Below are 24,894 nucleotides of genomic sequence, written 5' to 3' on the forward strand. Positions count from 1 at the left end.
GGATACGCCGCCGCGCCCGTTTTGTCATTGTTGTACCACGCGTCAAACCCCGATAAATCGAGTTTATTTTCGACAATATAACAAAGGGCATACTCAAAAGTGCCAGGCAGAATTTGCTCAGCGAAATTGATAGGAATGAATTTATTTTGACAGGATAAGTCAGGCTTGTAGTTAGCCATAACAGTTTACCGTGGGTGAATAATATCTATTAGATCACAGCGAACAGATGGATTCAAGGTTAAAAAGCAACCAACCAAGAATAGTTGGATACGTTCCTAAAAAGAGTAATTCTACAGCCTCAACGCCCTGTTAAGGGGCAAATTGTAGTTGGCTAAAATGTGTAGCGGAGCGAAACTAGCCAACTGTTATTTGTCCCGCTTGAACAGCTTGTTATACGAATTAACGACAAACCGTAAGTATTACATCGCCTTGCGAATTCTCATGAGTTAATACTACATTAGAATTAGCTACGTTTGAAAGCCATTTTAAGAACTCGATAAGATAATTAAAGCCTACATCTGAATTGATTTCCGTAGGACATACATCCATTTCAACTTCAGAAGTAATGAAAAAGTGGCAATTAACCCTAATTTCATTAACAAAGATAGATAATGTTGTTGGATCTGATTCTTGTAATTGTTTAATTGATTCGATGTTTGATGGTAGATCAATTAAATTCCCGCCATGCATAAACTCGGTGGGGTAATCAGATAATTGTATTTCTGATAAGAACTTATTCCAAGTGGAAACATTAGCTCCAAAAATATAAATATCTCTTAAACTTCCATCACATTCAAATTGTGATTTTATTTCATTCCATTGATGCATAAGATTTAATTAATGCCAAATTTGAGGTTCGTATAACGCCCTGTTAAGAGGCAAAATTTAGTTGGCTAAAATGTTGAGGGACGAAAACAGCCAACTGAATTTTGTCCTGCTTTAACAGCTTGTTATGTGCAAACTTTAATAAAACCTGCAATTAGATTTTGGTAAATCTTTAACTTGTTTAAGAGCGTAAATGAAGTTTGCAACTCTTGCTTCATCATCACGCAACGGAGAAAAACAAGAAGTACTTATTTTACCTTTATTATCGCTATATGAAACCTCATACGGATAACTGCTTACACATAGTTTTTCTAGATCATCTGACTCTGAATTACCATCGAGCACATCTAGTTTGGCGAGCTCAAATAACTTTCGTTTATCAGTATCTCTAAGGGATATTGAAACTTTAATTTTATCTTTGTCATCGAAACAAAGTGAGCGTTCAAATGTCCCATTTGATGAATCGAAAGTATCTGCACCTATGGTAAATGAAGCAAACTCTACATCATTTGTAATAGTGCATGAACTTAAGAATATGGTAAGTAAAACTAGAATGATTCTCACAGTTATCCTTTGCACATAACGCCCAAATAAGGGGCTGATTAATAGTTGGCTAAAATGTGAAGCGGAGCGAAACCTAGCCAACTGTTAGCAGTCCCGCTTAATTTTCTTGTTATGTGGCTTTTACAAGCAACTTATTTAATGACTTAATTATTAATTGCCGATCTTTCCACGCTTTTATATCACCTGGCCACTTAGTAAGCCAGTGAAGATGTTTATAACCAGAATGGCCTGCAATTTCTGTTAAGCGTTTTGGAGATGGTAATACTTTATGAGATAACACATCTATACAGTGAACAATTTCTTCTTTAGAACAGAAATAAAGAAAATGCCCACGATATTCTAGTCCAAAAGTCGGGTACCCTTTACCTAAAACAAGTGGGGCTAAAGATGGTAGATATTTTGTAGAATCAGACCAAGAAACATCAGAATCTAGCGCTTTATGCACCCAAAAACTCAATGGGCTAGATACTCTATCAATACTATATTCAACGGTGATTTTTGACACTCTGACCTGCCACATAACTTTCCAATAACGGGCGCAGACATGTGGGGCATGATGGCGAAGCCGCGCGTGTATGCGTCCCAGCGAACGTAGAGAGTGTGTTGATTGGGTTGTTATATTGCATGTTTAAACAACCTAGCTATTAGTTCTTTTGAGTATCAAGCAGCCAGTTATCGTTGATATTGCGCAGCTAATTAAAAATGAAGCAAATGCGGCGAATAAATAAAAAGGATCAAGCGGCCCAAGGTTTAAATATGCTGCAAGGTGAAAAACTGACGCACTGAGTAACCCCGAAACAAAGACCGCTATAACGAATTTTTTAATAAATAAATGAGACACAAGCGAGCAAATCGTCGCAATTGTGGCAAGAACAGCAATACCGAATATTCCATCATTCATTAAATTACCTTTGCAATATAACGCCTCACTAAGAGGCAAATAATGGTTGGCTAAAATAAGCGACGAAGGAGCAAGTAGCCAACTGTTATTTGTCCTGCTTTAGTGACTTGTTAGCAAGCTTTTGTAATGAATACTCACCATTAAATCGGTACGGTTCCCACCTAGTTGGAATAGAGCTAGAGCCTTCATATCTAGGTAATTTAAGCATTAATACCATTTTATTCCCTTTAAACTCAATTTTTCCTTTGAGGTCTGACTGATAAAGAATTCCCAGTATCTCAGTTTTTTCGAACATATCAATTTCACTAAAAAAAACTACACCTTCAATTTTTGGAACGGAAAAATAAGTATCATGGCTATTAACATGTTTACGCAGATCGAAAGGAGCATGCAAATTTCCACGATATGAAGATGTATAGCTAGTTTTAATTTCATACTTTCCTGGTGCTATTTCCATTGCATAAGCATCAAAACTTGGCACTTCTTTATAGGAAGAGCACGAAGATAGAAAAACAATAATTAAGACTACGAAAGTTTGACGCATATTCCCTGCTTGCTAACAACTTTGTATCCGACATTTGTCGCTTTATAAACCGACAAATGTCCAAATATTACAAAGGTTCTAATTTAACCAGCTAATAAGGACTTGTAAACAACTAGTTAGCCGATATTTAAGTTTCCTTGATGTAGAAATACCCCAAAATGGTAGAGATCAGTAATATCGGACAAAAAAGTAATAAGCCATAAAAATAGGTGTAAGCGATGTTATTAATAAGATAACTTAAATTTTTCTCTAAGCTTTTGCCTTTAACCTAAACAAAAAAGCCGCTGTTCATTGCAAACAGCGGCTATCGTCTTAAGATTTACAAGCTTAAAGCTTGCTTAACTTAAACTTAAACTTGATTTTTATTGTTTACCAATTACTTCAAGTCCACCCATGTATGGGCGTAATACTTCTGGTACTACTACTGTGCCATCGGCTTGTTGGTAGTTTTCTAGTATGGCTACTAGTGTACGGCCAACGGCTAAGCCTGAACCATTTAGTGTATGTAGTAACTCTGGCTTTTTAACACCTTCACGGCGAAAACGTGCTTGCATTCTGCGTGCCTGAAAGTCAGCCATGTTTGAACAAGACGAAATTTCACGGTATGTGTCTTGCGCAGGTAACCATACTTCTAAATCGTATGTTTTAGCTGAGCCAAAGCCCATGTCGCCCATACATAAAATTACTTTACGGTACGGAAGTTCAAGCGCTTGTAGTATTTGCTCTGCGTGACCTGTTAACTCTTCAAGCGTTGCCATTGAGTCTTCTGGTTTTACAAGCTGTACAAGTTCAACTTTATCAAACTGGTGCTGACGAATTAAGCCACGTGTATCGCGACCATAGCTGCCTGCTTCACTTCTAAAACATGGCGTGTGGGCAACTAAACGAATTGGTAAATCGCTTTCGTCATAAATTTCGTCGCGTGCGCTGTTTGTAAGCGGTACTTCAGCTGTAGGAATTAAGCTAAAGCCGGCTTGTTGTTCGCCATCGTCGTTTACAAGGCCTAATGTGTGGAACAAATCGCCCGCAAATTTAGGTAATTGGCTTGTGCCATAAAGGCTTGCGCTATTTACTAAGTACGGTACATACATTTCTGTATAGCCGTTTTTGTCTGCGTGTGTATCTAGCATAAATTGCGTTAGAGCACGGTGCATACGCGCTACTTGTCCGCGCATTACGGTAAAGCGTGCGCCACTAATTTTAACGCCCATTTCAAAGTCTAAGCCGTTTAGGTCTTGACCTACATCTACGTGATCTTTAACTTCAAAATCGAATTTTTTAGGTGTGCCCCACGTTAAAATTTCAACGTTGTCATCTTCGTCTTTACCCGCTGGTACCGACTCGTCTGGCAAGTTTGGAATTGCTAAAGCAATGTCGTTAATCGCAGCTAATACTTCATCTTGCTCAGTTTTAGCGGCGTCTAGCTCACTGCCTAAGTTAGCCACTGCATCAAGAAGTGGCTGCGCGTCTTCGCCTTTTGCTTTGGCTTGACCAATTGCTTTTGCGCTTGCATTACGTTGACTTTGAAGTTCTTGCGTTTTTACTTGTAATGTTTTACGTTTTTCTTCAAGTGCCGTTACCGTCGCGACATCGAGTTCGTAACCGCGCGCTGCTAAACGTGCTGCAGTTTGTTCGATGTCTTGACGTAAAAATTTAGAATCTAACATGTTAGTTTTTTAACCTTTTTGCATTACTAGCTGAAGGCCCAGCCAAGCCATGAAAATACACACCATCACGTTTAAGATGATATTGAGGGCCATTTTAATAAAGTGACCTTGTTGTAATAACAACAACGAGTCCATTGAGAATGTTGAAAAGGTGGTTAATGCACCTAAAAAGCCAATTCCTATAAGGGTTTTGGCGGGGCTTGCGGTGATAATTTCTTTATCTATCAAACCGTACAAAATGCCCATTAACAATGAACCCAGAATATTAACCGTCAACGTGCCAAAAGGGAATCCCCTACCGAGGAGTTTTAGCATGCTTTCGCTAATAAAAAACCGTAAACACGCACCTGAGGCTCCGCCAAGGGCGATCATCAGATAAAGTTTAATCATTTTCGTACCGTTTAAGTGGGCTTTGCGCATCGCGCTCTTTTAGGTAATCGAGTTTTTGTTTAATTTTTTGCTCAAGTCCGCGCTCGCTCGGTAAGTAATATTCTTTACCGTCCATTTCTGGTGGTAAATATTTTTCACCTGCGGCAAATGCGCCTTCTTCGTTATGCGCATAACGGTACTCAGCGCCGTAGCCTAAGTCTTTCATTAAGTTGGTTGGCGCATTACGCAGGTGCTCTGGCACGGGGTAACTTGGCTCGTTTTGAGCATCTGCTTTGGCTTGATTAAACGCCATATACACCGCATTACTTTTGGGTGCGCTGGCTAAGTACAATGTGGCTTGTGCAATTGCACGTTCGCCTTCGCCAGGGCCTACTCGCTGAAATATATCCCACGCATTTAAGGCCACTTCCATCGCGCGCGGATCGGCGTTACCTATATCCTCTGTTGCAATGGCAAGTAAACGCCTTGCTACATACAAAGGGTCGCCACCACCGGCTAAAATTCGGCAATACCAATACAGCGCACCATCGGGAGAGCTACCACGTACTGATTTATGAAAGGCTGATATTAAATCGTAAAATTCATCGCCGCCTTTATCGTATTTAGCTAAATGCGTTGGTAGCACTTGGCTAAGTACGTGCTCGTCTACGTTGTATTGACCGTCTTGCTCGGTTGTTAAATCAACTGCCTGTTCAAGTAAATTAAGTACTTTGCGGGCATCGCCGCCACTTGCTTGGCAAAGTGCCTGTTTAGCGTTATCGGCAATAACTATGTTTTTTTGGTTTAACTGCTCGTCTTGTTTGAGTGCGCGCTCTATTACGGTGTATAAGTCGGTATCGGCAAGCGATTTTAAAACATACACGCGTGCACGCGACAATATAGCGTTGTTAAGGGCAAACGATGGGTTTTCGGTGGTTGCACCTACAAATATAAAGGTGCCGTCTTCTATGTGCGGTAAAAAGGCATCTTGTTGGGATTTATTAAAGCGATGAACCTCGTCAACAAACATAAGGGTGCGTTGGCCACGGCTTTGTAGATTGTCCCGCGCTTGCGTTACGCTATCGCGTATATCTTTTACGCCTGCGGTTACCGCTGACATTTGAATAAGTGAGGCATCAGCGTGGTTGGCAATTATTTGCGCAAGCGTTGTTTTACCAACACCAGGCGGGCCCCATAAAATTAAACTATGGCATCGCCCTGCTACAATGGCTTGATGCAGTGGTTTATCGGCACTTAATAAGTGCTGCTGACCAATGTATTCATCAAGCGTTGTAGGGCGCATACGCGCGGCAAGTGGGCGTACATCGGGCCCAAAGTTAAAACCTAAATTACTCACCGTTACTCTGATCGTCTATTTCAACACCTTCAGGAGGCGTAAATTCAAAAGTGCTTTTATCAAGCGGCGTATTAACTTGTGCATTGTTAAAGGTAAATGACGATAGCTGCCCTGAGTTGTCGGTAACTACTAATTTAGCAAGGCCTTGTTCGTTATCTGCAAATGTTATATCAAGTTGTTCTACTTGGCTTTCTACGCCTTTATTTGGCGTTACACTAAAGCCTGTATTTGTTGCAAGTACGCTGTATTTTTCCCACTGTGCTGGGTCTTTTGATGTAAGTAGCACAAATGGTGTTGAGTCGATTAGGCTGCTGGTTTTCATAATTGTTACTTGCTCAGCAAAGCTGTCGAAGTAATAGGTTTTATCGCCGTTTGATACAAATAATGTATCGTCTGGGTTTGTTTGCTGCCAGCGAATCATCATAGGCTGTTGAAGCGCTATTGTGCCCTCGCCTTGCATAACCGCTTGGCCTTCTTTGTCTGTTACTTTTTGTGCAAACTGCGCTTTAAAGCTTTTTAAAGTGGCAAGTCTGTCTTGTAATGCTTGGCTGTCGTCAGCAAAGCTTGGTGCGGCAAGTACGCTGCCTAACACTAATAATAAGGCGTTAAATTTTTTCATTAATTTGCTCCATTAGGTACTAATACATCGCGAGCGCCGTTATGACCTGGTGAACTCACGATACCCGATGTTTCCATTTGTTCTACTAAACGTGCTGCGCGGTTATAGCCAACACGTAATTTACGTTGCACTGAAGATACCGATACCTTGCCGGTTTCAATTACAAACGACACGGCTTCGTCGTATAACGGATCGTTCTCTTCGTCTGCATTTTCGCTTGCTTCACCTGGCAATAAAATATCTTCACTGGCATCACCATTGAGTATTTCATCAACGTAATTTGGCTTAGCACGCGCTTTCCAATCGTTTACAACGGCGTGTACTTCATGGTCGTCTACAAACGCGCCATGTACACGCTCTGGTACGCTAGTGCCTGGTGGTAAATAAAGCATATCGCCCATACCTAGTAAGTTTTCTGCGCCTTGCTGGTCAAGTATGGTACGCGAGTCTATTTTGCTAGACACCTGAAACGCCATACGCGTTGGTATATTTGCTTTAATTAAACCTGTTATTACATCTACTGAAGGGCGCTGCGTTGCTAGTATTAAATGAATACCTGCCGCACGTGCTTTTTGGGCTATGCGGGCAATCAGCTCTTCTACTTTTTTACCAACAATCATCATCATGTCGGCAAATTCGTCAATTACTACAACAATACTTGGTAACTTACCAAGTTCTTCCGGGCCTTCTTTCATGCCATCGGTGTCTTTAAATAATGGATCAAGAATCGGGTAACCCGCTTCATTGGCTTCAAGCACTTTTTGGTTGTAACCTTTTAAGTTACGCACACCCAATGCTGACATTAATTTATAACGACGTTCCATTTCGCCCACACACCAACGCAGTGCGTTGGCGGCTTCTTTCATGTCGGTGACTACTTCACACAATAAATGCGGAATGCCTTCGTATACTGATAGCTCAAGCATTTTAGGGTCAATCATAATCATACGTACATCGTCAGGACCCGATTTGTACAACAAGCTTACTATCATGACATTAACGCCCACTGATTTACCTGAACCAGTTGTACCGGCCACCAGTAAGTGTGGCATTTTACCTAAATCAGCACATACCGGCTGACCGGCAATGTCTTTACCTAGCACCATGGTAAGTGGCGATGGATTTTGCTCGAATTTAGGTGCGTTTATTACTTCTGACAAACGTACTATTTCGCGGTGTTTATTAGGAAGCTCAATACCAACATATGTTTTACCCGGTATAACTTCTACAACACGCACACTAATTGCCGAAAGCGAACGGGCTAAATCTTTTGCCAAGCCCGTAATTTTAGACACTTTAATACCTGGCGCTAAATCTAGCTCAAAGCGTGTAACAACAGGGCCTGGGTATACCGCTACAACTTTAGCTTGTACGTTAAAGTCGAGTAGTTTTGTCTCTACTAGGCGCGATACTGTATCGAGCTCTTCTTGCGAAATAGGGTTTTTAGCTTTATCCGGTCTGTCGAGTAAATCGAGCGACGGTAATGGCCCCGGTGGTGGTTCTTGCGTCAATAATTGCTCAAACTTCTCTTTTGCCGTCGGCGGTGGTTGATATTGCGCTTTTGATTTAGGCATTGGTCTTGCTGGTGATACCACTGTTGTAACTGGCTTTTCAGGTTCTACAACTGGGCTTTGATCAAGCGCGTTTAATGCAGCGGCCGTGTCCATTGGTTCGTCGTCTATGGCGCTAAAGCCAATTTCTTGATCGAGTATGTCGTCAAGCTCGTCAAACGGCATAAAATCGTCACTAATTTGTGGCTCGCTAAATGGCGTTTGCGGTTTATTAATTGCTTTTTGTTTATCTGCTTTTTTAGCTGATGTAGGCAGCTCTATTTGCTCTTTTATATCGTCTTCAAAATGGGCGTCTACTTCATCGTGATTATTTGCTTTGCCCGCAGCGTGTTCTCGGTGCATCCAACCTTTTGCGTACGATACTATAAAGCGATAAAACCTAACCATTAAATCGCCAAGGTAATCTACAAAATCAACCCACGATACACCCGTTAATAAGGTAAGCCCTGCAAAAAAGAAACACAGCAATAATATAGAGGTGCCGGTAAAGTTAAACGCAGGCATCATGGCTGATGCAATAACATCGCCCACTACCCCACCAGAGGAAAAATTATAAATATCGTCAAAATTGATACTGCTAATAGCGGTAGCTGAGGTAATAAATAAAGCAAAACCAATAACACGCAGCGCTAAGGTGGTGTAATCAAGCTGTAAAATGCGGTGAGGTTGTTTAAATAGCAAGTAGCCAAATAGCTGAATGGCCGCTGGCACTAAGTAAGCCAACCAACCAAAGGTGAGTAATAAAATGTCGGCTATCCATGCACCGGCTGCTCCTGTGATGTTGCTTACTTCGCTAAAACTAGTTTGCGACCATGCAGCATCTGCTGGATCAAAGCTGATCAAGGCACATAAAATAAATATTGCCGTAAAGGTGCTGATAATCAGCCCTGTTTCTAATAGTCTTTGCACACCGTTTAGGCGCATAGTTCCCTATTCCTCTTTATTATTCTATTTTTATTCACACTTACTTAGCAGTGAAATACCTTAGCAGGAAATGCAATTTGTTGCACTTTATCTTAACCTTGATGGCCTGATTATGAACAAGTTTTTATAATTTGAGCTTATATAAGCAAATGACGCAGCTAATATAAATAACCTTAAGTAATATAAGGACGAATAATTACGCCTTCTTCACCTTTTACTTCTTCCATTACTACATAAGTTCGGCTTTCACTAACGTTAGGCAATTTTAATAATATGTCACCTAATACACCACGGTATTCTGACATATCATTTACGCGCGTTTTAAGTAAAAAATCAAAATTACCCGATACTAAATGACATTCGATAATTTCTTCGTGCTTTTTAACGGCCGCACTAAACTCATCAAATACGTCGGGAGATGTTTTAGTAATTGTTACTTCTACATACACCGATAAACCTTGCCCAAGCTTAGCTGGATCGACCACTGCTTTATAGCCAAGTATGTAGCCTTCTCGTTCTAGCTTTTTCACTCGCTCCAGACAGGGCGTGGCGCTTAGGCCAACTCGTCTGGCCAGTTCAACATTTGAAAGGCGTCCATCGTGCTGTAATTCCATTAAAATTTTACGGTCAATTCTATCTAATAACTGATGCATAGTGCCAACTAGTTTTTTATGCTGTTTATTTTTGTTATATAGATGATAACACTAGATTTGACTTTAAAAAAGGTGAGACACACGGGCTTATGATGAATATAATAGTGAAAAATGTTAATCCGTTCTTAATAAGGCAAATGATATGATTATTGGTGTTCCTAAAGAAATTAAAAACCATGAATACCGTGTAGGTATGGTTCCTGCGAGTGTTCGTGAATTAGTAAACCACGGTCATCAAGTGATTGTAGAAACTGATGCAGGCATGGGTATTGGTTTTACTAACGAAGATTACACGCTAGCGGGTGCTGAGATTTTAGCAACTGCTGCTGACGTTTTCGCTAAAGCTGACATGATTGTAAAAGTAAAAGAGCCACAAGCTGTTGAACGTGCAATGTTACGTGAAGACCAAATTCTTTTCACTTACTTACACCTTGCACCTGATCTTCCACAAACTGAAGACCTTGTAAAAAGCAAAGCTATTTGTATTGCATACGAAACTGTAACTGACTCTCGCGGTGGTTTACCGCTTCTTGCTCCTATGAGCGAAGTTGCTGGTCGTATGTCTATTCAAGCTGGTGCACAAGCGCTAGAAAAATCTAACCACGGTCGTGGCATGCTACTAGGTGGCGTACCAGGCGTTGAAGCGGCTAAAGTTGTTATCATTGGCGGCGGCATGGTTGGTCGTAGTGCAGCGCAAATGGCTGTTGGCCTTGGTGCTGAAGTTGTCGTTCTTGACCGTAACATCGACGTATTACGTGCACTAGACGCGCAATTTGGTAATAAAGTAAAAGCTATTTACTCAACTGCTGATGCACTAGAAAAACACGTACTAGAAGCTGATTTAGTAATTGGTGGCGTACTAATCCCAGGTGCAGCTGCACCTAAACTAGTAACTGCTGAGCACATTAAAGCAATGAAACCTGGTTCTGCAATTGTTGACGTTGCAATCGACCAAGGTGGCTGTATTGCTACTTCTAAAGCAACAACGCATGCTGATCCTACTTTCATCGTTGATGAAGTTGTTCACTACTGTGTTGCTAACATGCCTGGTGCTGTTCCACGCACATCTACGTTCGCACTTAACAATGCAACATTGCCTTTCATCATTAACCTTGCAAACAAAGGTTATAAAAAGGCGTTACTAGATGACGCTCACTTCTTAAAAGGCTTAAACGTAATTAAAGGCCAAGTAACTTACAAAGAAGTAGCAGAAGCGTTCAACATGGAATATGTTGACCCACGCACAGCGGTAGAAAACGCATAATTTAGCGTTTTGTGGTTAGGTTGGTATTAAGTATGTAGCTACCTAACTACAATCATAAAAAAAGCAGCTAATTAGCTGCTTTTTTTGTATTTAAATTTCAGATTTATATAAGCTTATTTAGATAAACTTATTTAGATAAAACGCTTAATTATAAAATCTACTTTTACGCGCTTAGCTTGGCCAAGTAGTTTTTTAACTGGCTGCGGGTAATCATCCATCGTTTCTAAATCATCTGGGCCTGTTAAACGTCGGCAGTGTTGTAAAATTTCCTGCTTTTCGTTATCAATAGCATCCATAATTGTTTGCTCTGGATCTTCTATTAAAATACCGTTTTCGATATCAAGACCCCATGCACGCGGATTTAAGTTATGCCCGCTCAGTAAATGCTTTGTTCTATCTGAACAAATACCTTTTAAATGAAACGAATTACTTTCATCTTTCCACAGGTACACATTTAAATTACCGTTATCGATATGACGCTTTTGCGTTTTTACAAATTTATGCAAAATAGTTTCGTATAAATAAGGTAATGCCCCTATTTTACTAAACGGCTCGCTTGGCGGTAAATAAAAGTCATTTGCTGTTTTATCGCCTACAACAATAGTCACTTGCTTGCCTTGCTTTAATAATCGGCGCAGTGATCGCATAAGCGGTGCCGGAAAATTGAAGTATGGCGTATACAACACAAGTTCTTGCTCTGTTGTATCAAATAACGCTTTTATTAAACGATTTAACTCGTTATTACGACGCCCGAGTCCTAAAAACAAACGAATACCTAATGCTTGTGTATTTAGCTGCTCTGCTGCGTTATAACTTGCGACTTTTAAATCACGCATTAATTGCTTTTGATCAAGCTTAAAGTCGTGCAAACGCTTAAGCGGTCGTGTGTCAATGCGTGGCACGGCCACTGATGAAAGTAGCTTTGTTTCAATAAAATCAACTACTGAGTCACACAGTTCGCTCTGCGTTATTAAAAAGTAACGATCGAGCCTGTAGCGCTCGTTGTATTGCAAGTACACGTTATTTAAGCTTGCGCCGCTGTAAAGTAAGGTGTCGTCAATTACAAAACCTTTTAAATGCAATACGCCAAATAATTCTTTAGCTTTTACAGGTACGCCATAAACTTGTACGTTCGATTTAAACTTTTCTAAATCGTCACAATATAAACTTGCGTTACCGTCTGATTTATCAGCGCCAATTAATCCACGTTGCGCACGATGAAAATCCACCAGCACTTTTACCTCAAGTGCGGGGTTTGCCAATGACACACGATGCAGCGCTTCTAAAATTTCGCGACCTGCTTCGTCATCTTGTAAATACAACGCAGTAATATAAATTCGTTTTTTTGCGTTCGCTATCAAGCGTAGCAATTGCGTTCGGTAATCTTGCGCATTGGTTAAGACGTTAACGTCTTTTGAAGTCAACCCGAATGCGGGTTTTTCCTGCCAAAATAACATAGTTGCCTATTTGCTTAGGTCACATAATCTATCAGTGACAAATAAAATTAGGTAAAACATAACAAAAAAATTCAAAGGGGTCATGAAATAACGCTGTTTTGTTGCCTGTTAGTCTATTTATTGAGCTACTTAGGCATTTTAACTGTAAAAGCACAGAGCTCTAGTACACAATACTGCACAGCTTTTCGATTTGATAAAAAAAATAATCGCGGATTTTGTTTACATCTGCCTTGTTTTTCTTAGAATCAAGCGCATTAATGAGCATATTGAACACCGTATTAAACGTTTAGGAAAAATAATGACTGAAGCAAAACATTGTAAGCTACTAATTTTAGGCTCTGGCCCAGCTGGTTATACTGCCGCAGTATATGCAGCACGTGCAAATTTAAACCCTGTTTTAATTACAGGCATTCAACAAGGTGGCCAATTAACAACCACAACTGAAGTTGAAAACTGGCCTGGTGATGCACACGGTTTAACAGGCCCTGCGTTAATGGATCGTATGAAAGAGCACGCTGAGCGCTTTGAAACTGAAATCATATTCGATCACATCAATAAAGTAGATGTATCTAAGCGCCCTTTCACACTAACTGGCGACCAAGGTACTTACACATGTGATGCATTAATCATTGCAACGGGTGCTTCTGCTAAATACTTAGGCCTAGAGTCTGAAACTAATTTCCAAGGCCGTGGTGTTTCGGCATGTGCTACGTGTGACGGTTTTTTCTATAAAGGTCAAAAAGTAGCGGTTGTTGGTGGTGGTAATACAGCGGTTGAAGAAGCACTTTACTTATCTAACATTGCTGACGAAGTACATGTTATTCATCGTCGTGACAGTTTCCGCAGTGAAAAAATACTTGCTGATCGCCTTGCTGAAAAAGCAGCAAACGGTAACGTTGTAATGCATTACAACCGCACGCTTGACGAAGTATTAGGCGACCAAATGGGCGTAACCGGCGTTCGTATTAAAGATGCACACTCTGATGCAACTGAAGAGCTAGATTTAGCTGGCGTATTTATTGCTATTGGCCACAAGCCAAATACTGATATGTTTGTTGGTCAACTAGAAATGAAAGATGGCTACTTAGTTGTAGAGTCTGGTCTTCACGGTAACGCGACTCAAACAAGCGTAGAAGGCGTTTTTGCTGCAGGTGATGTGTCAGACCACATTTACCGTCAAGCAATCACATCAGCAGGTACAGGCTGTATGGCTGCCCTTGATGCAGAGCGTTTCTTAGATAATTTATAAGCAATTAAATAAATTATTATAGGGCTGATTATTCAGCCCTTTTTTTATGCCTAAAATATAGTTACACTTTTACGATCAATTATAAAATAAGTACTGTATGAGAAATCAGCTATACCAATTAAGCGAAAACGATATAGCATTCCCCAATCCGGAATACGCATTAGAATCCCCTGATGGCTTGTTAGCAATTGGCGGAGATTTGAGTTTACCTCGCCTAAGTAATGCCTACAAAAGCGGAGTATTCCCTTGGTTTAGTGAAGATGAGCCTATTATGTGGTGGTCTCCCAGCGAGCGAGGCATTTTTGAGCTTAATGATTTTCATATAAGTAAGAGCCTGCGTAAACATTTAAAAAAGCACCCTGTAAGAGTAACCATTAATAATGCCTTTGAAGAGGTGATAGAAGCCTGTCGCGATCAACGCCTTGATACCGATGGCACCTGGATCACCTCTGACATGCTCGACGCTTACGTTAATGCACACAATGCTGGCATTGCACATAGTTTAGAGGTGTGGAGTAACGGAGAGCTTGCAGGTGGCTTATACGGCATAATGCAAAATGGTGTATTTTGTGGCGAGTCGATGTTTCATCATCAAACCAATTGCTCTAAGCTTGCTATGTGGGCACTGGTAAATTGGCTTAAACGACATAATGCACATTTTATTGATTGCCAGTTAGAAAACCCTTATTTAATGACCCTAGGTGCAAAAGTAATCCCCCGTTCCACATTTTTGACTAAACTAAAAGCTGCACATAACTATACTGTTAACCCTATTATGTGGGAGCCACAAGAACTTGACGCAATCTATGAATGAGCAACTTCCTGCACGTGTTGGTTTAACCCAAGAGTTTGACTGTAGTTATTTACCCAACAGACAAGAGCAACTTTTAGTTATTCTTGATCCCAGTTGCTACAGCACCGACAAATTTGAGTCATTATTAGGCTTAGGGTTTCGTCGCAGTGGTAACCAAATATACCGTCCGCACTGCCCAATATGCAGCGCATGTAGTTCTGTACGTGTATTAGCACAAGACTTTATGCCCTCAAAATCGCAAAAACGTAAACTAAACAAAGCAAAAACACAGTTTGAGGTAAAATATTCAACGCAAGAGCGACCTGAGTACTATCCGCTTTATAGCAAGTACATAACGATGCGTCATCAGGATGGAAGTATGTATCCTCCTGAAAAAGAACAGTTTCAAAGTTTTTTGCTTTGTAGTTGGCTCAAGATCACATTTATTGAACTGTGGCACCAAGATACTTTAGTCGCGGTTGCCGTAACTGATTGTATGAATAGCGCTATTTCTGCAATTTATACCTTTTTTGATCCCGACTTTGAACACTATAGTTTAGGCTCTGTGATGATATTAGAGCAGCTAAAGTTTGCAAAAGAGCAAAATAAGCAATACGTGTACTTAGGCTATCAAATTGATGAATGCGACAAAATGAAGTACAAAACTCAGTTTTTACCTGCTCAAAAACAGCTCAATGATGAGTGGGTGGCTATTTAATTTGCAAATATAGCCCCTGCGCCTTTACTTATTGGAGTATTTTGGGCAAAATCTGCAGCGTTTAACTATTAAAGAGGTGTTACGCTAAACATGGCGAAAGAAGACGTAATCGAAATGCAAGGGACAGTCCTTGATACTTTACCAAATACAATGTTCCGAGTTGAGCTAGAAAATGGTCACGTAGTTGTGGCTCATATTTCAGGCAAAATGCGCAAAAACTATATCCGTATTTTAACCGGCGATAAAGTAACGGTAGAAATGACTCCTTACGATTTATCAAAGGGTCGTATCGTATTCCGTGCTCGCTAAGTAAGTGCGTAAACGAGATTTAGTTTTTGGCTAGTGTTTTACTAGCTTTAAGCGTTTATTAAATGTAATTGATAGACATTGACTAGCAATTACATTTAATAAACAAAAAGCCCAGTCTTTGCTGGGTTTTTTGTTGCCTATAAAAAGGGCAAAAAAATGGCCCGCTATTATGTAGCGGACCATTTTATTTAACTAAATTATTTAATTAACGTTTTACGCTGGTGTTAAATTACTCTCGTAATCAAAGCGAATCTTCTTATCTTTAACCGATACTTTAACCGTACCGCCATCAACAAGTTCACCAAACAGTATTTCGTTAGCTAATTGCTTTTTAAGCTCTTCTTGAATAACACGTGCCATTGGACGTGCACCCATTGCTTTATCGTAGCCTTTATCTGCCAACCACTCACGTGCTTTAGACGTAAGCTCAAGGTTAACTGACTTTTTATCAAGCTGCGCTTGCAGTTCCACAATAAACTTATCAACCACCAGTAAAATAACTTCACGTTCAAGGTGATTAAACCAAATGATGTTATCTAAACGGTTTCTAAATTCTGGTGAAAATACTTTGTTAATTGCACCCATTGCATCGTGCGTATGATCTTGCTCTGTAAAACCAATCGACTTACGCGTAGTTTCTTGAACGCCCGCATTGGTAGTCATTACAACCACTACATTTCTAAAGTCAGCTTTACGGCCGTTATTATCGGTCAACGTACCGTGATCCATAACCTGTAGCAAAATGTTGTAAATGTCTGGATGCGCTTTTTCAATCTCATCTAGTAGTACAACAGCATGTGGATTTTTAATAACTGCTTCTGTTAATAAGCCACCTTGCTCAAAACCAACATACCCTGGTGGAGCACCAATTAATCGACTAATTGCATGGCGTTCTACATATTCCGACATATCAAAACGAATAAACTCAACACCCATACATTTAGCAAGTTGCTTAGTTACTTCTGTTTTACCCACACCGGTAGGCCCTGCAAACAAGAACGAACCCACTGGTTTTTCTTCGCTCGATAAACCAGAGCGAGATAAGCGAATAGCTGATGTAAGCGCATCAATAGATTGATCTTGCCCAAACACGAGCATTTTAAGGTTACGGTCTAAGTTTTTAAGCGTTTCTTTATCTGTTGACGAGACGCTTTGCGCTGGGATACGTGCCATTTTAGATATAATTAGTTCTATATCTGCCACGCCAATGGTTTTTTTACGTTTAGAGCTAGGTTGCAGGCGCTGACTTGCACCGGCTTCATCAATTACATCAATGGCTTTATCTGGCAAGTGGCGCTCATTAATGTATTTAGCACTGAGTTCTGCAGCTGCTTTTAGTGCTTTTTGAGTGTAACGAATGCCATGATGCTCTTCGTAACGCTCTTTTAAGCCGTTTAATATTTTAGTAGTATCGGCAACACTTGGCTCAAGTACATCAATTTTTTGAAAGCGACGTACTAATGCACGGTCTTTCTCAAAAATATTTTTATACTCATTGTAAGTTGTTGAACCCATACAACGTAGCTTACCACTTGAAAGGAGTGGTTTAAGCAAGTTTGATGCGTCCATAACACCACCAGACGCCGCGCCGGCACCGATTATGGTATGTATTTCATCAATAAATAAAATAGAGCCTGGCTCAGCTTGCAGCTCTTTTAGTAAGCTTTTAAAGCGCTTTTCAAAGTCGCCACGGTATTTAGTACCCGCAAGCAATGCACCCATATCTAGCGAGTACACAACAGCATCTGCAATTACTTCTGGTACTTGCTTATTAACAATGCGATACGCTAAGCCTTCAGCAATGGCTGTTTTACCAACGCCCGCTTCACCAACAAGTAATGGGTTATTCTTTTTACGACGACACAATACTTGTACCGTGCGCTCTACTTCGCTGTCGCGTCCGATCAGTGGATCAATGTTACCTTCACGAGCTTGAACGTTTAAGTTAGTTGTAAAGCTATCTAGCTTGCTTGCTTCTTCATTTTGAACTTCTTGCACTTCATCATGAATATCGTCGCTGTCGTTGCCTAATTCATCATCTGCTTTAGAAATACCATGCGAAATAAAGTTAACGATGTCTAAACGCGATACATCATGCTTTTTAAGTAAATATACAGCTTGGCTTTCTTGCTCAGAAAAAATAGCAACTAGCACATTCACGCCAGTGACTTCATTTTTACCTGACGATTGCACATGGAACACAGCGCGTTGTAATACACGTTGAAAGCCAAGTGTTGGCTGAGTTTCACGCTCTTCTTCTAAATCTGGAATGACGGGTGTTGTTTCGTCAATAAATTCTAATAATTCGGTTTTTAAACCAGAAATACTAACACCACACGCGTTTAGGGCTTCTCCTGCAGAAGGATTATCTAACAGCGCAAGTAAAAGGTGCTCTACGGTCATAAACTCATGACGGCGAGTGCGCGCTTCACGAAACGCGGCATTTAATGTGAGTTCTAAGTCTTTGTTTAGCATTGGCAACCCCTTACTGAGATAATAATTTATACCACAACAATCGGATGTTTGATCACCCTAATTGGTATTTATACCAATTGTATTAAATTGGTATTTATTCCTGCTCACAACTACAAAGCAGTGGATGCTCGTTATCACGCGCGTAGCGGTTAACTTGTTCAGCTTTGGTGTGGGCTACGTCGGCGCTGTAAACACCACATATACCCTTACCTTTTTCATGAACCTGAAGCATCACGTCGGTTGCTCTATCGCTATCCATATTAAAAAACGTCGTTAAAACTTCTATTACAAAGTCCATCGGCGTGTAGTCGTCGTTATTTAAAACAACTTTATATTTTCGCGGCGGCTGTAGCTTTTGCTTTTCGCTGTCGCGAACTGTATCGATAACACCTGAATCTTTCATACCACTCATAATTAAATATAGTCTTGTCTTTGTAACTCAAGCAAACTTGAATAAAAAATAAATAAAATGTTAAAAAAATAACTCAAAACACTTGACTGGTTGGCTAAATAAACTACAGTCAAACGTAGATTGATTAAACCTTAGTCAGTCTAGCAAATAATACAATTTAGAATAACTAAATTAGTCAACTTATTGAAGGATGTAGAAGTATGGCTTGCGGTAAAGTTAAATGGTTCAACAACGCTAAAGGTTTTGGTTTCATCGTAGAAGACGGCTGCGAGAATGATATTTTCGCTCATTACTCAACAATTGTAATGGACGGTTATAAAACGCTTAAAGCTGGTCAAGATGTAACATTCGAATTAGAACAAGGACCTAAAGGTCTACACGCTAAAAATATAGCCCCAGATGGTGACATTATTGAGTGACTATTGTTTTGTTCGACTAAAGCGAGTGACCTTTTAAGATCCTCGCTTAATTCCTTAAGCATACTAACTTATCTCTTCTCCCCCATTTATTGCCTCTTTTCATTCAAATTCAACCCTTTTCCTTGAATTTATTTTATATACCCCAATGTTCTAAGAGTTGATTGTTTAACTGCTTATTGGGCATGCTCAACCTCTAGCCCTTTTTATTTAAGCTTGTTACACTCTTGGTGCTAAAAATTGCGTATTAACGCAGCAACTAATCCAACTTGTCGCCTCTTTTATATGTACTAGGCTAAAGGCTGATTTATTTTTGTTAATTTTTTAGCTATAAATACAATTCCAGTTCGTCAGGTGTGACTATTCTGCTTTTATAAAAGAGCAACGCTGAGTACCAACACCTAACAAACTATTCATTACGAGCGTATGTATTCATTAACATGTTTAATAATATGTACTCACTCATTAGTAATGATTTTCTTTGCATTGTTGAATAAGACCTTTTCGGTCTACTATCTAGGAATGATGATGACATCAAAAATTATCTATACAAAAACGGACGAAGCTCCGGCACTAGCAACTTACTCGTTGCTACCGATCATCCAAGCATATACAAATGCGGCCGGTGTTGAAGTTGAAACTCGCGATATCTCATTAGCAGGTCGTGTAATTGCTAGCTTCCCTGATTATTTAACACAAGAACAACGCATTGGTGATGCACTTGCTGAACTTGGCGAGCTTGCTAAAACACCAGAAGCAAACATCATCAAATTACCAAACATCAGTGCATCTGTACCACAGCTTCGCGCTGTAATTAAAGAGCTTCAAGCAAAAGGTTACGCTCTTCCAGAATACCCTGTTGAACCTAAAAATGATGAAGAAAAAGCAATTCAAGCTGCTTACGACAAAATCAAAGGCAGTGCAGTAAACCCAGTACTACGTGAAGGTAACTCTGATCGTCGCGCACCAGGTTCTGTAAAAGAATATGCACGTAACAACCCGCATTCAATGGGTGCGTGGAGCAAAGATTCAGAGTCTTATGTTGCAAGCATGAGCGAAGGCGACTTCTTTGGTTCAGAAAAGTCAGTAACTGTTGATACAGCCACTGATGTACGTATTGAACATGTTGCAACTAACGGCGACGTTTCTGTACTTAAACAAAGCACGCCTCTTTTAGCTGGCGAAGTTATTGATGCATCAAGCATCAGCGCTTCTAAGCTTCAAGCTTTCTTAGCTGCTGAAATTGACGCTGCTAAAGAAAAAGGTGTTTTATTCTCGCTTCACATGAAAGCGACAATGATGAAAGTATCTGATCCAATTATCTTTGGTCACGCTGTAAAAGTATTCTACAAAGATGTATTTGCTAAACACGGTGAGCTTTTTGAAGAGCTAGGTGTTGATGTAAATAATGGTTTAGGCGATGTATATTCTAAAATTCAAACATTAGACGATGCTAAGCGCGAAGAAATTGAAGCGGACATTCAAGCTGTTTACGCTAGCCGCCCTGCTATTGCTATGGTTGATTCTGACCGTGGTATTACAAACCTACACGTACCAAGTGACGTGATCATCGATGCTTCTATGCCTGCTGCAATCCGTTCAAGCGGTCAAATGTGGAATAACGATGGTAAATTACAAGACACTAGCTTTGTAATTCCAGATCGTTGTTACTCGGGTATTTACCAAGCAACTATTGATTTTTGTAAAGTAAATGGCGCGTTTGATCCAACAACTATGGGTAGCGTACCTAACGTTGGCCTTATGGCTCAAAAAGCTGAAGAATACGGTTCACACGATAAAACGTTTGAAGCTAAAGCTGACGGTTCTATCCGTGTTGTTGATGCAAATGGTAATACATTACTTGAGCACAGTGTTGAGCAAGGCGATATTTGGCGCATGTGTCAGGTTAAAGACGCACCAATCCAAGATTGGGTTAAGCTTGCAGTAAATCGTGCACGCGCAACAGGCGTTCCAGCTATTTTCTGGTTAGACGAAAACCGTGCACATGATGCAGAGCTAATCAAAAAAGTAAATAAATACCTACCAGATCACGATACAGCTGGCCTAGATATTCAAATTTTAGCACCGCTTGAAGCAACATTGTTTTCACTAGCGCGAATTAAAGAAGGTAAAGACACTATTTCTGTAACAGGTAACGTTTTACGTGATTACCTTACAGATTTATTCCCAATTTTAGAGCTAGGTACGAGCGCTAAAATGCTTTCAATTGTTCCACTTATGAACGGTGGTGGATTATTTGAAACTGGCGCGGGTGGTTCTGCACCTAAGCATGTTCAACAATTCGAAAAAGAAAACCACTTACGTTGGGATTCTTTAGGTGAATTTTTAGCACTTGCTGCATCGCTTGAGCACCTAAGCGTAACTACGGGTAACAACAAGGCACAAGTTCTTGCTGATACACTAGATAAAGCGACTGGTACTTTCTTAGCAGAAAACAAGTCTCCTTCACGTAAAGTGAAAGAAATTGATAACCGTGGTTCTCATTTCTTCCTATCTTTATTCTGGGCACAAGAACTTGCTAAGCAAAATGATGACAGTGAACTTAAAGCACAGTTTACTCAAATTGCTAGCGACCTTGAGTCTAATAAAGAACAAATCGTAAGTGAACTTAACGATGCGCAAGGCCCTGCAGTTGATTTAGGCGGTTACTTCCAGCCTAACGATGATGCAGCCTTTAAAGCGATGCGTCCAAGCACTACATTTAACGATATTCTTGCTAAATTAGTATAAATATTGGTTTAAATTTAAAAGCCGCTTACTTGTAAAAGTAAGCGGCTTTTTTTCGCCAATAAAAAAGGTCGTTATCATTAGATAGCGACCTTTTTTGATTAACCAAAACTATTTAAGTTATTTAAGTTATTTAAGTTATTTAAGTTATTTAAGTTATTTAAGTTATTTAAGTTATTTAAGTTATTTAAGTTATTTAAGTTATTTAAACTCTGATTACTTTGTATCATACCAATTCGCTTAATTAAGTGATCAATTTTGAGGCAAGAAAATCTTGTCGATAACAAGGCAAAAATTTCGTGATTTAGTTGCTCTATATCAGAAATTTTTAACGCAGTTAGCGTCAGATTTAATCCCTCAAATTGATTAAGTATTATTGCGGGTTGGTATATGCACGTGGCATTTTTGAATCAGTCGTATAACGGTCACGCAGTTTATCTTGACGAGATTGTGTAGAAACCTCAACCCCATTAATAAACATTTTGTTCACGTGGCTGCTTAGTTCAAACGGGTCATTACTCCACATTACTACATCAGCAGCTTTACCTACTTCAAGACTACCTGCATTAATGCCAAATACATCAGCAACGTTTGATGTAACCGCTTTTAACGCACCTTCTTGGCTCATACCATACGATACTGCATTACCAGCATCAAAACGCAGCTGATAAATGTTGTGACTTGCATCACCACCTACCGTTAATAATACTTTAACGCCTGCTTTTTCTAGCACACCTGCATTATCTAAACTCGCATGAAGCGAATCAAAACTTGCTGGTAAGCTGTCCATTGCACTAATAATCACTGGGATATTTGCTTTAGCAACGCGCTCTTTAACTACAACAGCGTCTTGTGCGCCGTTAAGTACTAAGTTAATACCAAATTGCTCTTTTACTTTAATAAGCTCAATAATATCCGCCGCACGTGATACGCCAACCACTAATGGCATTTCGCCACTGAGTACTTTTGCCATTACTTTGTCTTCAGTACTTGGCTTGTCGTCATCTTTTTTAGCTTTTTTACCGGCTTTCGTTTTGTGCTCATCAAGTTTATTAATCAGTGTTTGCAAAGTAAAAGCACGAGAGCCTTTACTGCGCTCACCTAAGTAAACAATTAAAGCCGCTTGTTTTTGCATGTCGCTGTCAAAACTACCACTTAAATCAACAACACTCGCAAGGCCTGAAAAAATGCTATCGCCGCCATGAGGGGTAATGACATCGCGTGTTACACCGCCTTTACGAGCGTAAGGAATTAAGCTCGAATGCGCGTTGTAAGCAAGACTTACGTCAAAATCAATACTGGCTTTTTCCTCGCCTGCATCGCGAGAGCCTGCAACTGCACTTACTTCAACTAAACCAAGTTGATTAATACTTGCAATAAAGCCAGGGGTTACAATTTGGCCCTTTGCATCAATAATTTGATCTACTTTAATTTCAGTTGGGTTAATCGCTGTGATTTTACCATCTGTCATTACAATACTTGCTGCTTCTAATACACCTTGATCAGATGACGTATGCAATGTTGCATTAATAATTGCTAGCGATTGTGCGCTTACAGCACCAGATGCTAATAATCCTGCAGCAACCAGAGAAAGCGAAAACGAACGTGATAAATTTTTCATTCTGGGTGCTCCTTATTGTTGACCTAACATAAAATCACTTGTTGCTTGATACGCGCTGTCGTTTCTATCGTAAACTTTTGCACCATCAACAAACACTTGTTCAGCTTTAGCATAAACACTAAATGGGCTTTGATTCCAAATAACAACATCGCCCTGCTTACCTGCTTCTAGTGAACCTGTTTTGTCATCAATACCTAGCGATTTAGCAGCGTTAGCCGTGATCCATTTAATAGCGTGTTGCTCAGAAATATCAAAACCGTTTTCGTTAGCACGGTACATAACCTTGCCAGCTTCTTGGTTTAAGCGCTGAATAGTAGTATCTGAATCTGAGTGAACAACTGCACATGAATTTTTAACCGCATCAACAATAGCTACGTTTTCTTGAACCATGTCGTAGGCTTCCATTTTAAAACCCCACCAGTCTGGCCAAAGTGCAGCACACGAGCCATTCTCAGCAAGTAGGTCAGCAATTTTATATGCTTCTACACCGTGATGGAATGTACCCGCGTCGTAATTGAATTCTTTTGACAGGTCAATCATCATTGCCATTTCTTCAGCTTTATAACAATGATTATGAATACGTACTTCGCCCTCAAGCACACCACGAAGCGTATCGTGTTTAATATCACGTACTGGTGCTTCTGGGTTTAAACCTGCTTCATAATCGGCATCGTACTTATCCCATGCACGTTTGTATTCAGCGGCTTCAGCCCACGCCATACGATAACCAGCCATATTACCCATACGAGTTGAAGGCAATACACCTTGACGACCATAAACACGTTTAGGGTTTTCACCACACGCCATTTTTAAACCATACGGCGCCTCTGGAAATTTCATACCTTGCATAGTGTGTGCAGGGACGTTTTTAAGCGTAACGCCGCGTCCACCAAATAAGTTAGCTGAGCCTGGTAAAATTTGTAGAGAAGTAATGCCGCCTTCGCGTGCACGATTAAAGCCTGGATCTTGTGGCCAAACAGAATGCTCAACCCACACTTCTGCAGTGTTAGGGCTGGTCATTTCGTTACCATCTTGATGCGACTCAACCGAAGGGCTTGGGTATGCACCTAAATGTGAATGTACGTCAATAATACCCGGTGTTACCCATTTGCCTTGTGCATCAATTGTAATATCAGCAGTAGCAGTTAAGTCTTTACCAACTTGTTGTACTTTGCCGCCAACAAGTAATACATCAGCCTCATCTAAACGCTCACCAGTACCTGTAAGTACTGTTGCATTTGTAATAAGTGTGCTTGATGTAGAAACGGGCTGATAAGTGCTTGGGTAAGGATTTTTGTTGATTGTTATTTTATCGTCTTGCGGGCCGTTTTCTTGGCAACCTACAAGTGCAGCAGCTAAGCCAACTGCTAATAAAGAAGGTGCAAATTTTTGCATGTTGTTTGGATCTCCTGTTTTTTTGCTACTTTAGCGAAAGCTA

At 40.2% G+C, this 24,894-nt stretch carries 23 protein-coding genes; 7 read left to right on the forward strand and 16 right to left on the reverse strand.

What is annotated here, in order from left to right; genetic code table 11:
* Positions 1–399 precede the first annotated feature (399 nt).
* The 11 genes from QL995_RS07375 to lrp form a co-directional block, all read right to left on the reverse strand.
* Entirely contained in the window at positions 400–828 is a 429-nt protein-coding gene (locus QL995_RS07375; RefSeq protein WP_290293852.1) for a hypothetical protein, read from the reverse strand.
* 135 nt (positions 829–963) lie between these two features.
* Positions 964–1,389: a hypothetical protein gene (locus tag QL995_RS07380; protein ID WP_290293854.1), complete on the reverse strand. Its 426-nt coding sequence runs from the start codon at positions 1,387–1,389 to the stop codon at positions 964–966.
* A 109-nt stretch (positions 1,390–1,498) separates the two neighbouring features.
* Positions 1,499–1,909 (reverse strand): hypothetical protein, encoded by a 411-nt coding sequence (locus QL995_RS07385; protein ID WP_290293855.1) that lies wholly within the window; start codon positions 1,907–1,909, stop codon positions 1,499–1,501.
* A 117-nt stretch (positions 1,910–2,026) separates the two neighbouring features.
* Positions 2,027–2,290: a hypothetical protein gene (locus QL995_RS07390; RefSeq protein ID WP_010552829.1), complete on the reverse strand. Its 264-nt coding sequence runs from the start codon at positions 2,288–2,290 to the stop codon at positions 2,027–2,029.
* Between the two features lie 85 nt (positions 2,291–2,375).
* On the reverse strand, positions 2,376–2,834 hold the full coding sequence (locus tag QL995_RS07395) for a hypothetical protein (RefSeq protein WP_290293856.1): 459 nt from the start codon (positions 2,832–2,834) through the stop codon (positions 2,376–2,378).
* 362 nt (positions 2,835–3,196) lie between these two features.
* Entirely contained in the window at positions 3,197–4,501 is a 1,305-nt protein-coding gene (gene serS, locus QL995_RS07400; RefSeq protein ID WP_002962971.1) for a serine--tRNA ligase, read from the reverse strand.
* A gap of 9 nt (positions 4,502–4,510) precedes the next feature.
* The gene (gene crcB, locus QL995_RS07405; RefSeq protein ID WP_138584440.1) at positions 4,511–4,891 is read right to left on the reverse strand and encodes a fluoride efflux transporter CrcB; all 381 of its coding nucleotides are present in this window, start codon (positions 4,889–4,891) and stop codon (positions 4,511–4,513) included.
* The gene (locus QL995_RS07410; RefSeq protein ID WP_290293857.1) at positions 4,884–6,227 is read right to left on the reverse strand and encodes a replication-associated recombination protein A; all 1,344 of its coding nucleotides are present in this window, start codon (positions 6,225–6,227) and stop codon (positions 4,884–4,886) included. The genes crcB and QL995_RS07410 overlap by 8 nt, the downstream gene beginning before the upstream one ends.
* On the reverse strand, positions 6,220–6,846 hold the full coding sequence (lolA, locus tag QL995_RS07415; RefSeq protein ID WP_290293858.1) for an outer membrane lipoprotein chaperone LolA: 627 nt from the start codon (positions 6,844–6,846) through the stop codon (positions 6,220–6,222). Before lolA ends, QL995_RS07410 begins: the two co-directional genes overlap by 8 nt.
* Positions 6,846–9,341, reverse strand: coding sequence for a DNA translocase FtsK 4TM domain-containing protein (locus QL995_RS07420; protein WP_290293860.1), 2,496 nt, complete (start codon positions 9,339–9,341; stop codon positions 6,846–6,848). Before QL995_RS07420 ends, lolA begins: the two co-directional genes overlap by 1 nt.
* Positions 9,342–9,514: 173 nt before the next feature.
* Positions 9,515–9,994, reverse strand: coding sequence for a leucine-responsive transcriptional regulator Lrp (lrp, locus tag QL995_RS07425; RefSeq protein ID WP_007582985.1), 480 nt, complete (start codon positions 9,992–9,994; stop codon positions 9,515–9,517).
* 142 nt (positions 9,995–10,136) lie between these two features.
* On the opposite strand from lrp, the gene ald reads away from it, so the two are divergent.
* On the forward strand, positions 10,137–11,258 hold the full coding sequence (gene ald / locus QL995_RS07430; protein WP_010552621.1) for an alanine dehydrogenase: 1,122 nt from the start codon (positions 10,137–10,139) through the stop codon (positions 11,256–11,258).
* 131 nt (positions 11,259–11,389) lie between these two features.
* Here ald and pssA read toward each other — a convergent pair whose 3' ends face one another.
* A complete protein-coding gene (gene pssA, locus QL995_RS07435; protein WP_024590327.1) occupies positions 11,390–12,715 on the reverse strand; it encodes a CDP-diacylglycerol--serine O-phosphatidyltransferase in 1,326 nt (441 codons plus the stop codon).
* Positions 12,716–13,013: 298 nt separating this feature from the next.
* Here pssA and trxB point away from each other — a divergent pair, with 298 nt between their 5' ends.
* The 4 genes from trxB to infA all read left to right on the forward strand — a co-directional run bounded on the left by trxB (position 13,014) and on the right by infA (position 15,784).
* Positions 13,014–13,964, forward strand: coding sequence for a thioredoxin-disulfide reductase (gene trxB / locus QL995_RS07440; protein WP_008168643.1), 951 nt, complete (start codon positions 13,014–13,016; stop codon positions 13,962–13,964).
* A 97-nt stretch (positions 13,965–14,061) separates the two neighbouring features.
* Complete coding sequence (gene aat, locus QL995_RS07445; RefSeq protein WP_024594164.1) at positions 14,062–14,778, forward strand: leucyl/phenylalanyl-tRNA--protein transferase; 717 nt, start codon at positions 14,062–14,064, stop codon at positions 14,776–14,778.
* On the forward strand, positions 14,771–15,475 hold the full coding sequence (locus tag QL995_RS07450) for an arginyltransferase (RefSeq protein WP_010552618.1): 705 nt from the start codon (positions 14,771–14,773) through the stop codon (positions 15,473–15,475). Before aat ends, QL995_RS07450 begins: the two co-directional genes overlap by 8 nt.
* A 90-nt stretch (positions 15,476–15,565) precedes the next feature.
* Positions 15,566–15,784: a translation initiation factor IF-1 gene (gene infA / locus QL995_RS07455; protein WP_002962494.1), complete on the forward strand. Its 219-nt coding sequence runs from the start codon at positions 15,566–15,568 to the stop codon at positions 15,782–15,784.
* A gap of 213 nt (positions 15,785–15,997) precedes the next feature.
* On the opposite strand, the gene clpA is transcribed toward infA, so the two are convergent.
* Both clpA and clpS read right to left on the reverse strand, forming a co-directional pair.
* Positions 15,998–18,259 carry an ATP-dependent Clp protease ATP-binding subunit ClpA gene (gene clpA, locus QL995_RS07460; RefSeq protein WP_290293862.1) on the reverse strand — a complete coding sequence of 754 codons (2,262 nt, stop codon included), beginning with the start codon at positions 18,257–18,259 and terminating at the stop codon, positions 15,998–16,000.
* Between the two features lie 94 nt (positions 18,260–18,353).
* On the reverse strand, positions 18,354–18,662 hold the full coding sequence (clpS, locus tag QL995_RS07465) for an ATP-dependent Clp protease adapter ClpS (RefSeq protein ID WP_007585109.1): 309 nt from the start codon (positions 18,660–18,662) through the stop codon (positions 18,354–18,356).
* Positions 18,663–18,871: 209 nt separating this feature from the next.
* On the opposite strand from clpS, the gene cspD reads away from it, so the two are divergent.
* Entirely contained in the window at positions 18,872–19,090 is a 219-nt protein-coding gene (gene cspD / locus QL995_RS07470) for a cold shock domain-containing protein CspD (RefSeq protein WP_002962500.1), read from the forward strand.
* A 525-nt stretch (positions 19,091–19,615) separates the two neighbouring features.
* A complete protein-coding gene (locus tag QL995_RS07475; RefSeq protein ID WP_007585113.1) occupies positions 19,616–21,838 on the forward strand; it encodes an NADP-dependent isocitrate dehydrogenase in 2,223 nt (740 codons plus the stop codon).
* A 370-nt stretch (positions 21,839–22,208) separates the two neighbouring features.
* Here QL995_RS07475 and QL995_RS07480 read toward each other — a convergent pair whose 3' ends face one another.
* Positions 22,209–23,456, reverse strand: coding sequence for an amidohydrolase family protein (locus QL995_RS07480; RefSeq protein WP_024590331.1), 1,248 nt, complete (start codon positions 23,454–23,456; stop codon positions 22,209–22,211).
* Positions 23,457–23,468: 12 nt separating this feature from the next.
* The gene (locus tag QL995_RS07485; RefSeq protein WP_290293863.1) at positions 23,469–24,851 is read right to left on the reverse strand and encodes an amidohydrolase; all 1,383 of its coding nucleotides are present in this window, start codon (positions 24,849–24,851) and stop codon (positions 23,469–23,471) included.
* Positions 24,852–24,894 lie beyond the last annotated feature (43 nt).

Origin of the sequence: Pseudoalteromonas sp. APC 3358, assembly GCF_030408075.1 — a bacterium.
GTDB classification, from domain to species: Bacteria; Pseudomonadota; Gammaproteobacteria; order Enterobacterales; family Alteromonadaceae; genus Pseudoalteromonas; species Pseudoalteromonas arctica.